The 10,948-nt window shown below is 57.7% G+C and carries 8 protein-coding genes; 4 read left to right on the forward strand and 4 right to left on the reverse strand.

The features are described 5' to 3' along the window. Positions 1 to 94 precede the first annotated feature (94 nt). Together QZ869_RS03860 and QZ869_RS03865 are read right to left on the reverse strand one after the other, a co-directional pair. On the reverse strand, positions 95 to 517 hold the full coding sequence (locus tag QZ869_RS03860) for a DMT family transporter (RefSeq protein ID WP_296039569.1): 423 nt from the start codon (positions 515 to 517) through the stop codon (positions 95 to 97). Then, the gene (locus QZ869_RS03865; RefSeq protein ID WP_296102525.1) at positions 514 to 987 is read right to left on the reverse strand and encodes a DMT family transporter; all 474 of its coding nucleotides are present in this window, start codon (positions 985 to 987) and stop codon (positions 514 to 516) included. Before QZ869_RS03865 ends, QZ869_RS03860 begins: the two co-directional genes overlap by 4 nt. Before the next feature lie 150 nt (positions 988 to 1,137). On the opposite strand from QZ869_RS03865, the gene QZ869_RS03870 reads away from it, so the two are divergent. Then, entirely contained in the window at positions 1,138 to 1,263 is a 126-nt protein-coding gene (locus QZ869_RS03870; RefSeq protein ID WP_296014042.1) for a hypothetical protein, read from the forward strand. Here QZ869_RS03870 and QZ869_RS03875 read toward each other — a convergent pair. Both QZ869_RS03875 and QZ869_RS03880 read right to left on the reverse strand, forming a co-directional pair. Further along, on the reverse strand, positions 1,260 to 2,102 hold the full coding sequence (locus QZ869_RS03875; protein WP_296102527.1) for a glycosyltransferase family 25 protein: 843 nt from the start codon (positions 2,100 to 2,102) through the stop codon (positions 1,260 to 1,262). The two genes, QZ869_RS03870 and QZ869_RS03875, sit on opposite strands and share 4 nt — an antisense overlap. Before the next feature lie 112 nt (positions 2,103 to 2,214). Then, positions 2,215 to 4,686, reverse strand: a complete 2,472-nt coding sequence (locus QZ869_RS03880) for an ATP-dependent helicase (protein WP_296102529.1) — start codon at positions 4,684 to 4,686, stop codon at positions 2,215 to 2,217. Between the two features lie 350 nt (positions 4,687 to 5,036). On the opposite strand from QZ869_RS03880, the gene QZ869_RS03885 reads away from it, so the two are divergent. The 3 genes from QZ869_RS03885 to QZ869_RS03895 all read left to right on the forward strand — a co-directional run bounded on the left by QZ869_RS03885 (position 5,037) and on the right by QZ869_RS03895 (position 10,877). Beyond that, positions 5,037 to 6,185: an efflux RND transporter periplasmic adaptor subunit gene (locus QZ869_RS03885; protein WP_296102531.1), complete on the forward strand. Its 1,149-nt coding sequence runs from the start codon at positions 5,037 to 5,039 to the stop codon at positions 6,183 to 6,185. Further along, the gene (locus tag QZ869_RS03890; RefSeq protein WP_296102533.1) at positions 6,182 to 9,346 is read left to right on the forward strand and encodes an efflux RND transporter permease subunit; all 3,165 of its coding nucleotides are present in this window, start codon (positions 6,182 to 6,184) and stop codon (positions 9,344 to 9,346) included. The genes QZ869_RS03885 and QZ869_RS03890 overlap by 4 nt, the downstream gene beginning before the upstream one ends. A gap of 121 nt (positions 9,347 to 9,467) precedes the next feature. Then, on the forward strand, positions 9,468 to 10,877 hold the full coding sequence (locus QZ869_RS03895; RefSeq protein WP_296102534.1) for an FAD-linked oxidase C-terminal domain-containing protein: 1,410 nt from the start codon (positions 9,468 to 9,470) through the stop codon (positions 10,875 to 10,877). Positions 10,878 to 10,948 lie beyond the last annotated feature (71 nt).

Here is a 10,948-nt window from a genome sequence, read left to right on the forward strand (position 1 = left end):
TTGATTTTACCAGACCTGCTTTAACCCGTTTTCTGCATTTTCGGTCGTGTATCCGCCGAACTCTTTCGCGCGGACCGTGCTTTATGAAATCGCTTCAGCGTCGCCGTTGCGTCAGCACCATGCCGGCGAGGATGAGGAGCACACCGAGTGCCGTCGCCCAGATTTTCGGCGGCTGGTCGCTCAGGAAATCCAGCGCCACGCCGGATACCATCTGGCCGCTGATGACGAGAAGCGCGGTGTTGACCGCGCCGATGCGCGCGATGAGCCAACTTCCCGAGGCGATGAAGACCACGCCGATCGGACCGCCGATGAAAGCGTACCACGGCGCTTCAGTCGCGCCTTCAGGGAACAGGCCACCAATAAAAAGCCCCAGCAAAGTCAGAACCGCAAGTCCGACAAAGTGATTCCAGAAGGATGCGGTGAGCGGTGAAGTGGACAGGCTGAGACGCCCGTTGATCTGGCGGCTGAGCGACACGAAGACGCCCCCGACGAAAGCCATGGCGATCCAGACGATCATGTCGCTCTTCCTATGAGAATGATAAGAGCGCTGCCGCCGAGGATCAGGGCGATTACCAGAATGTCTTGGCCTTGCGGACGTCGTTTTGGCAGACCAAACAAACCCCAGAAATCCGCCGCGAGGCTGAAAATGACCTGTCCCGCCAATCCGAGCGCGATGGTGCCGGAGAGGGCGAGCGGCGAGTTTACCGCCGTGGAGGTCAACATCACAAGCACCGCGCCGATCATTCCCCCGAGATAGGCCCACAATGGAGCCTTGGGCTTTGTCGCCTGTCCTGGTGCCCGTTTCCGGTAAAGCAAGGCCATCATAATGATGGCGGCAACAGTGCCCGTGGCATGCGCCGTCCAGGATGAAAAGAGAGCGTTGCCATAATGGGCAAGCATTCCGTTGAAATGCACCATCAGGGTCAAGAGACCGCCACTGGCAAAGGCTGCGGCCAGGTGAAGCGGGTTGGAACGTGTCGGCGTCATGGGAATCTTCGTCTCTTCGAACTGATCCTTCAGATGCTTCGCTTTAGAGCTTCACGGGCCGAAAGCAAAATGAAATGCATTCATCGGCTCGATCCTGTGTGGTTATGACGTAAAGCCGGAACAAAATCCGCACAGATCGGTTGTCTGCGCATGAAGAAAACCACACGCAAACCACTGAACCGGATGACTGTCTTCGTCATCTCCATCTTCGTTCTGGCCGTCATCATTGCCGCCGTTTACCTGATCGGTTTTACGCCAGGTGAGACGACGGCTTAAGACGTGCGCTGTTCCGCTGGAAGCATCACGGGCTGAACGGGTCGCTGGGCCACACTACGCGAAAAGAAGCCAATTGTTTTAACCTGTAGCAGCCTGAAGCCGCGGCACAGGAACCGCGCTATTTCCAAATAGGCGCGATAGGGAAGCACGGTGAGATAACGCCAGCCCGGCAGTCGATAGCTGCGGACGTTATCCTGGATCTGGCTCCGGGCATCGGCATGTTGGGTGGCGCAGACCGGGTAGATAAACGCAGCTTTCAGCCCGGCAAGATATTCGGTGTCGAACGCGATGTCATATGCAAGTCTCATCGGCACGAGATCGGTCGAAATCCATTGGGCCGCTCGACGATTGATGACATATGCGCCAGCGCCCTTTTCGCGGGTCATGGCGATGGCGAGCGCTCTTTGAGCTGTGAGCTTTTGAAACGGATATTTTCGGCCCGAATTGACCGTCGACAATCGCAGTATATCCCAGGATCCGCTCTTCTCGACGGCGGCTTCGACAGCCTCCAGAAAGTCGTCGTGGAAAATGACGTCGTCTTCGAGGATGAGAGCAAAGTCCGCCCCACTGCGTAAAAGTCTGCGGGCGCACTCTACGTGGCTAAGATAGCAGCCGACTTCCGGCGGGCAAGTGCGGCGGCCATGGAGCAGCTTGTAAGAGATTCCACTGAACTGCGGAATGGGGAAGGTCAACGCCCTGCCATCGACCGCCTCGATGCGTTCGGCAGTCAGGCCGATCGCACTCAGTCTTTCAGACATGCCCAACCTGCGCTCATGCGCATCCGCCATGTTGATGAGATAAACAGCAAGTATTTTTTTAGGTTTTTCGAATAAATGCAATTTATCCTCAGAGGAAATTACTAGGTAATGACAATTGTTATTACCTAGAATCACTCGCAGAGGAAGTAGCGGATCATGACGATCCGGAGAATTACGACCTGAATATTTGACGTCAGGCCTTTTCCACGAAGCCGTCTAGCACACGTTTTTGGCCGGCACGGTCAAAATCGATTGTCAGTTTGTTACCCTCGACGGTCGCGACGTTGCCATTGCCGAACTTGATGTGGAAGACACGATCTCCGACAGCAAATTTCGAAGGGACATCTGCGACTGACTTTGCCACCAGCTCGCCTTCAATCGTGCGGGTACGCGGGCCGCTTTCACCGTAACCAATCCGCTCCACCGCATGGCCAGAGCGGGACCCCCAATTGTCGCGTGTGGCATCGGAGCGATTGGCCTGCGCCCGCTTCCAACCCGGAGTTGAGTAGTTGTTGGTAAACGGGTCTGCCTTGTCAAAACGCGACTGGCCGTAGCCGCCGCGGCCACCATAGCCGCCATAATTGCTCTCCGATGCCGTGACCTCGACATGCGATGGGGGCAGTTCGTCCAGGAAGCGGGAGGGCAGGGTTGATTGCCAAAGGCCATGAATGCGGCGGTTGGAGACGAACCAGATGTGGCAGCGTCGCTTGGCGCGGGTAATGCCCACATAGGCAAGTCGCCGCTCTTCTTCCAGGCCGGAACGTCCACCTTCATCCAAAGAACGCTGATGCGGAAACAGGCCTTCTTCCCATCCCGGCAGGAAGACCGTTTCGAATTCGAGACCTTTGGCAGAGTGCAGCGTCATGATCGAGACGGCGTCGAGGTCCTCGTTTTGTTCGGCATCCATGACGAGCGCTACGTGCTCAAGAAAGCCACGCATGCTCTCGAAGGATTCCATCGAGCGGATAAGTTCCTTAAGGTTTTCAAGACGTCCAGGCGCTTCCGCTGTCTTGTCTGCCTGCCACATGGCCGTATAGCCGCTCTCATCGAGGATCTGTTCCGCCAGAACCGTGTGCTCGGTGTTTTCAAGAAGACCTTGCCAGCGGCGGAAATCCTGAACCACATCGAAGAGCGCCTTACGTGCCTTGGGCTTCAACTCATCGGTCTCGATAATATCAGCGGCAGCCGCCAGCATGGGAATATCACGGGCGCGGGCGTAGTCGTGCAGCGTGCGAACGGTCGTGTCACCCAGACCGCGCTTTGGGGTGTTGACGATACGCTCGAAGGCCAGATCGTCCGCCGGTTGGCAGACGAGACGGAAGTAGGCCATTGCGTCGCGGATTTCCATGCGCTCGTAGAATCGGGGGCCGCCGATGACCCGGTAATTCAAGCCGAGGGTTACGAAGCGATCTTCGAACTCACGCATCTGGAACGAGGCGCGGACCAATATCGCCATGTCGTTCAGATTGTGCTTGGTATTGCGCTGTAACGCCTCGATCTCTTCGCCAACGGCGCGTGCTTCTTCTTCCGAGTCCCAGGCCGCATGGACCACGACCTTCTCGTCGTTCGGATCGACACGATCGGTAAAGAGCGTCTTGCCGAGGCGGCCTTCATTATGAGCGATCAGATGGCCGGCGGCGCCGAGAATATGCTCGGTGGAGCGATAATTGCGCTCCAGCTTGATGACCCTGGCGCCGGGAAAATCCTTGTCGAAGCGCAGGATGTTGTCCACCTCCGCGCCGCGCCAGCCGTAGATGGACTGGTCGTCGTCGCCGACGCAACACACGTTCTGAGGCTCTCCTTTGGCGCGCTGTGCCAATAGCCGGAGCCACATATATTGAGCGGTGTTGGTGTCCTGATACTCGTCCACCAGAATGTAGCGAAAGCGCTGGTGGTAGTCTTTCAGAATATCGCCATGGCGGCGGAAGATGGTGATCGGGTGCAGAAGAAGATCGCCGAAGTCACAGGCGTTCAGAGTCTTCAGACGCGCCTGATAGGCGGTGTATAGGTCTCGACCCTTTCCGTTGGCGAAAGCGCGACTGTCGCCTTCCGGAATGTCCGGTGGTGTCAGGCCCTTGTTCTTCCAGTTGTCGATCATACCGGCAAACTGCTTGGCGGGCCAGCGTTTGTCATCCAGACCTTCTGCCTGGATGAGCTGCTTGATGAGCCGCACCACGTCATCCGTATCGAGGATGGTAAAGTCCGATTTCAGTCCGACCAGCTCTGCGTGACGACGCAGCAGTTTCACGCCAATGGAGTGGAAGGTGCCGAGCCACGGCATGCCTTCTACCGCGCCGCCGACGAGAACGCCAATACGCTCCTTCATTTCGCGGGCGGCCTTGTTGGTAAAGGTCACGGCGAGGATCTGACTTGGATAGGCGCGGTTGGTTGCCAGAATATGGGCAATACGCGTGGTCAGCACGCGGGTCTTGCCGGTGCCCGCTCCTGCAAGAACCAGCACAGGTCCGTCCAATGTCTCCACGGCATCCCGCTGTTCCGGATTGAGGCCTGAGAGATAATCGGGTGCGGAACGTGCCTGATCGCGTGCAGCCATAGCGCGGGCAGCAATTCCCAGACCGCCAGCAGCCGGCGCGGCAGGTGCCGGGCGGCGCGGCTCGTTTGGTTCTTCCTCGAAGAACGGCATATCGTCGAAACTGTTACTCATGCGGCCCAATGTAGTGATTCGGTATGTAAACGCTAGAACATCGTTCTGCTTTTATTCCCGCATCAACTGCGATCGCGTCCAATCCAAGGCAGAGGCGCCTGCGTTACAGGTGCGTTTGTGCTGCCAATCAGATGCGTTTCTTCAGGTTTTCCGATCAGCATTACAACTCCTGATACTGCTAGTTGCTCGATTTCAGACTGAATGTCGTCAAATAATCGAGAATTACAATTCAGTAAGAAACGGAATCATCCGTTGCGTTGTTAAGCGGCTGCAAAGATACTGCGATAAATCATTTGCGCGTCGGCACCATGGTGCGACTGCGTTTGCGTTTAAATTACACGGAGAATTGAATGCGGGTTTGGAAGCAGGTTGGTGTCAGTCTGGCGGTCGTCGGAGCCGGCTTCTTTTTGTGGGCCTTCAATTCGTCCACCGGGCGCGACCTTTTGGCAAGAGCGGGCATCGTCACGGCAGAAATTCCAGTTGCACCGACAGCCGCGGATTCTGCGTCGAAACCGTCAGGGCAGAGGGGCGGCGGGCGCAGCAATGCGACGCTTGTCGTGACTGCTCCGGTGAAAACCGCCAACGTGAACGACCGCCTGAATGCTATCGGCAACGGCGAAGCCATCCAGACCGTCATCGTGACACCTCAGGCTTCCGGCCTGGTTTCGGAAATCCTGGTGTCCTCTGGCCAGAAGGTTAAGAAGGGCGACGTTCTGGCCCGGCTCGATGATGACGAGCAGTTGATCGAGCGCGATAAAGCGCAGGTCGCTCTCAGGAGCGCGGTCGAGAAATCCTCATCCTACCGAAATCTCCGGTCTGTGGCGCGCCTCGATGTTCTCGATGCGCAGATTGCCGAGGAGTCCGCCAAGCTTGCCGTCAGCACCGCCGAGCTTAATCTCAAGCGACGCAACATCGTCGCACCCATCGAGGGAATCGCAGGCATCGTCGCTATCAATGTCGGCGATAATGCCACGACGCAGACAAGCGTTGTCAGCATCGACGACCGCTCGAAAATTCTCGTCAATTTCTGGGCACCAGAGCGGTTCGCGACCACGATCAAGGTGGGCATGCCGGTGGAGGCGACCTCGGTTTCGCGTCCGGGTGAAACGTTCACGGGCAAGGTCGAGGCGGTTGACAATCGCGTGGACGAAGCAAGCCGGACCGTGCGGGTGCGTGCGGTTTTCGACAATGCAAGGGACGAATTGCGCGCCGGCATGTCGTTCAGCGTGACGATGCGGTTTGAGGGAGAAAACTATCCATCAGTCGATCCGCTGGCCGTGCAATGGGACGCGGATGGATCGTATGTCTGGCGTGTGAACGATAACAAGTCCAACAAGGTGCGGGTGCAGGTGGTTCAACGCAATCCGGATGCGGTGCTGGTGAAGGCCGATCTCACACCCGACGATGTTATTGTAACGGAAGGCCTTCAGCGGGTGCGCGAAGGTGGGGCTGTGCGCCGTGCGGACGCTGCGAATGCAGCGGAGGTGGCAAGCCGATGAGTGCTGCATCGACCGGACAGACGCCGCCCGCAGGCCAGGATTCGAAGCTGACATTCACCGCGCTCTTCGTCCGTCGGCCTATCCTTGCTGCCGTTATCAATACGCTTATCGTCGTTGCTGGCCTTGCGGCGCTTGTAGGCGTGGAGGTGCGCGAATTGCCGGATGTGGATCGCCCGGTCATCTCCGTGCGCACGACCTATGACGGCGCCTCGCCGCAGACGATCGATCAGGAGGTGACGCAGACCATCGAAGGCGCGGTCGCTCGCGTCAGCGGTGTGAAATCCATTTCCTCTGCTTCCCAATTCGGGACCAGCCGCGTGACCTTGGAATTCGGTGACGATATCGATCTTGCCGTTGCGGCGAATGACGTGCGCGACGCAATAGGGCGCGTCACCAATCAGATGCCCGAGGATGCCGATGAGCCGCAGATCATCAAGGCCGATTCCGACAGCCAGCCGATCATGCGTCTGGCCGTCACTTCCTCGACACTAAGCATGGAAGACCTGACGAAGCTCGTGGACGATGAGATCGTCGATCGTCTGGCTGCCGTGGATGGCGTAGCCGATGTGGAACTTTATGGCGATCAGGAAAAGGTCTTCCGGGTCGATCTCGATCAGGCCGCGCTCGCCAGTCGCGGGCTGACGGTGACGGATGTGTCGAATGCGCTGGCAACCGCCGCGCTCGACGTTCCTGCCGGATCTTTGAAGAGCTCGACGCAGGACATCGTGGTTCGTGCGACCGCCAATCTGACAACGCCCGCAGAATTCGAGAACCTTCTGATCAAGGACAAGGTCCGCCTACGCGATGTGGCCAGCGTTCAGCTTGGCGCGGATGACGAGAACACGTCATTACGCTCCAACGGAGTGCAAGGGGTAGGGCTTGGCGTTATTCGTCAGGCGCAGTCCAACACTCTGAATATTTCGAGCGGCGTGAAGGCGGCAGTCGAAGCAATGACGCCGAACTTGCCAGCGGGCACCAGAATTGTCGTCACCAGTGACGATGCGGTCTTTATCGAAGGCGCGCTTCACGAGGTGGAACTGGCGCTGGGCCTGTCCGCGCTGATCGTTGTCGTCGTTCTCTATCTTTTCCTCAGGGATTGGCGCGCCACGCTCATTCCGGCGATCACCATGCCGGTCGCGTTGATCGGTACGCTGGTTGCGATCTATATGGTCGGTTTCTCCATCAACATCCTGACGCTGCTCGCCATCGTTCTGGCGACGGGTCTTGTGGTGGACGACGCCATCGTGGTGCTTGAAAATATTGTGCGCCGCCGTGCCGAAGGCATGGGGCCGCGGGCGGCAGCCGTTCTCGGTACGCAGGAGGTGTTCTTCGCGGTTCTTGCCACGACGGCAACGCTTGCTGCGGTCTTCATTCCGCTATCCTTCCTGCCCGGCCAGTTGGGTGGCCTATTCCGCGAGTTCGGCTTCGTGCTCGCCTTCGCGGTCGGCCTATCCTCCATCGTGGCGTTGACGCTTTGCCCGATGCTCGCCTCCCGGATGCTGAAAAAGACCATCGAGTATCAGACCGGACCGCTTGCCTGGTTCGGCAACGTGTTTGCCAGTACCTACAAAAAGACGCTTTCGAGCTGTCTGAACAATCCGCTGATCGTCATTGTCGTATCGCTTGCCTTCGCTGGCGTGTCCTGGATCGCTTTCGGCATGGTGCAGAACGAGTTGACGCCGCGCGAAGATCGCTCTTCGATCTTCATGCGCGTTACGGCACCGCAAGGTGTAAGTCTTGAATATACGCGAGACCAGCTGCAGCGTATCGAGGAAAATCTTGCGCCGCTTCGCGAAAGCGGGGAGATCCGCAATATCTACTCGATTACCGGCATGAACGGAGCGACAAATTCCGGCTTCATGGTGCTGACGCTGGCGCCGTGGGCAGATCGCGATCGAACTCAGAACCAGATTGCTCAAGACATCAACGCGGCTGCGCAAAAAGTGCCCGCTCTGCGCGGTACGGCGCAGCAACCGAACAGCTTGCGCATTCGCGGTGCTGGCAACGGGTTGAGCATGGCGATGGTAGGATCCAACTATCCGGCGCTGACAGAAGCGACGCAGAAGTTGCTGTTGTCCATGGAAGAAACCGGTATGTTCGATACGCCGCGTTTTGACAACGAGCCGAACCAGGCTCAGCTTTCGGTGTCCATCGATCGTGAGCGGGCATCCGATCTCGGTATCGATATCACCGGGCTTTCCCGTGCAATGCAGTCTCTGCTCGAAGGCCGCTCCATTGTCGACGTGTTCGTGAATGGTGATGCTATACCGGTACGCCTGCTGGCCTCAACGCGACCGATCAACGACCCGACTGATCTTGAGAATGTCTTCCTCAAGACCGATGACGGAAAGATCGTGCCGATGTCGGTTATCGCGACGATGAAGGAAAATGCGGTGGCGCCGCAGTTGAATCGCGAACAGCAACTGCCGTCGGTCGGATTTTCCGCCAACCTGCGCGAGGGTGTTTCCCTTGGCGAGGCGGTCGCGAAGGTCAACGAGCTTGCCGGCCAGATCATGCCATCCGGCGCGCGTTTAATGCCGCTTGGTGAGGCCGCGACATTGCAGGAAAATTCCAGCGGCATGCTGCTGACCTTCGGTTTTGCCATTGCGATCATTTTCCTGGTGTTGGCAGCGCAATTCGAAAGCATACTGAGCTCACTCATCATCATGACGACGGTCCCGCTCGGCCTGGCCTGCGCCGTCATCGCGCTGTTGGTCACCGGATCGAGCCTCAATGTCTACAGTCAGATTGGTTTGGTGCTTCTTGTCGGCGTCATGGCGAAGAACGGCATTCTGATCGTGGAGTTCGCCAACCATCTGCGTGACCAGGGGGCGAGTGTGCGTGAAGCCATTGAGAAGTCCTGCAGCATCCGTTTGCGCCCGGTGATGATGACAATGATCGCCACCATTCTCGGCGGCGTGCCGCTTGTGTTGGCGCAGGGTGCGGGTGCTGAGGCCCGTATCGCGCTTGGCTGGGTGATTGTCGGCGGTCTCGGTTTCGCGACGCTGGTGACGCTCTACATTACGCCGGTTTCCTACCTGCTGATTGCGCGCTTCGCCAAGCCGCAGGCCGATGAGGAAATCCGTCTTCACCGCGAGTTGGATACGGCCATTCGTCGTCGCGCTTTGGAAGAAGACAAACCGCTTCTCGCGGCGGAATAATTTGGAGTCCAACACTGAAGCAAGGTAAAGCCTGCGCTGGACAAAGTGAAAGCCTTGTCACATACCACACCATGACCCGCGCGCGGCGCGGGTCGAAATTTGCAGTGTGGTGGAGCATGTCATGGCTTTGAAAGATGTCGTATCGGGAACGCGAAACGAGGCTGGAATTGCCGCTGTTCTAACCGTGCTGAAGCACGATCTCGGCGATAAATTCCAGACGGGCCAATCCTTTCGCGAGCAGCATTCCCACACCACGACGTACCTGACGACCCAGCTTCCCGATGGCGTGGCCTTCGTCGAAAGTGCAGATGATGTGAAGGCGGTGGTCAAGGCCTGTGCGGAGCATAAGGTCCCGGTCATCCCTTTCGGTACGGGCTCATCGTTGGAGGGTCAAGTCAATGCGCCCTCGGGCGGCATCTCCATCGATTTCAGCCGGATGAACCGCATCATAGAGTTGAACGCCGAGGATCTTGACGTAACCGTCGAGCCGGGCGTCAACCGCGAGCAATTGAATACGTATCTGCGCGATACGGGTCTGTTCTTCCCGATCGATCCCGGCGCGAACGCTTCCATCGGAGGCATGGCATCCACCCGTGCATCCGGAACCAATGCGGTGCGTTACGGGACGATGAAGGATAATGTTCTGGCTGTGACCGCTGTCACCGCCAAGGGTGAGGAAATCCGCACTGGCAGGCGTGCGCGTAAATCGTCCGCCGGTTATGATCTGACGCGGCTTTTCGTCGGCGCCGAAGGAACGCTCGGAGTCCTTACCTCTGTTACTCTTCGTTTGCAGGGAATTCCCGAAAAAATTGCCGGAGGTGTCTGCAGCTTCGAGACAATCAAGGCCGCCTGCGACGCGGTGATCATGACGATCCAGATGGGGATTCCAGTGGCCCGGATCGAGCTTCTGGACGAGGTACAGATCCGCGCCTGCAATGCCTATTCCGGTCTTGGCTATGAGGAGAAGCCGACGCTCTTCGTCGAGTTTCATGGCACGGAAGAAACGACCGCTTTGCAATCGCAGCAATTTGCCGAAATCGTTGGCGAGTTCGGCAGCACAGATTTCAAGTGGACGGGCGACGCGCAGCAGCGCAACGCGCTGTGGAAAGCGCGCCATGATGCCTATTGGGCATCCCGCGCGCTCGCACCACATCTCGATGGACTTTCCACCGATGTCTGCGTGCCCATTTCCCGCCTTGCCGATTGCGTTGTGGAAACGCAGCGCGATATCAGGGAAAATGATATGTTGGCGCCGATCGTCGGTCATGCAGGAGATGGGAACTTCCATGTTCTCGTGCTTTTTGACGGAAAAGATCCGGAGAGCGTGGTAAAGACCGAAGCTTTCGTCGCACGTCTCAACCGCCGTGCACTTTCGATGGATGGCACCTGCACCGGTGAACACGGGGTAGGACAGGGGAAGATGAGCTTTCTCGAGGAAGAGGCTGGTGCCGCGCTCGATATAATGCGCACCATCAAGCGGTCGCTTGATCCGGACAATATTTTTAATCCGGGCAAGCTTTTCCGGCTTTGAACTGGTTAGAACCATCAACCAATTGATGCTTGCCCTGAGGCGAAAAAACGCTAGTTTTCAGCGGTGATTAT

The organism is uncultured Agrobacterium sp., assembly GCF_913777885.1.
In the GTDB taxonomy this organism is placed as follows: domain Bacteria; phylum Pseudomonadota; class Alphaproteobacteria; order Rhizobiales; family Rhizobiaceae; genus Agrobacterium.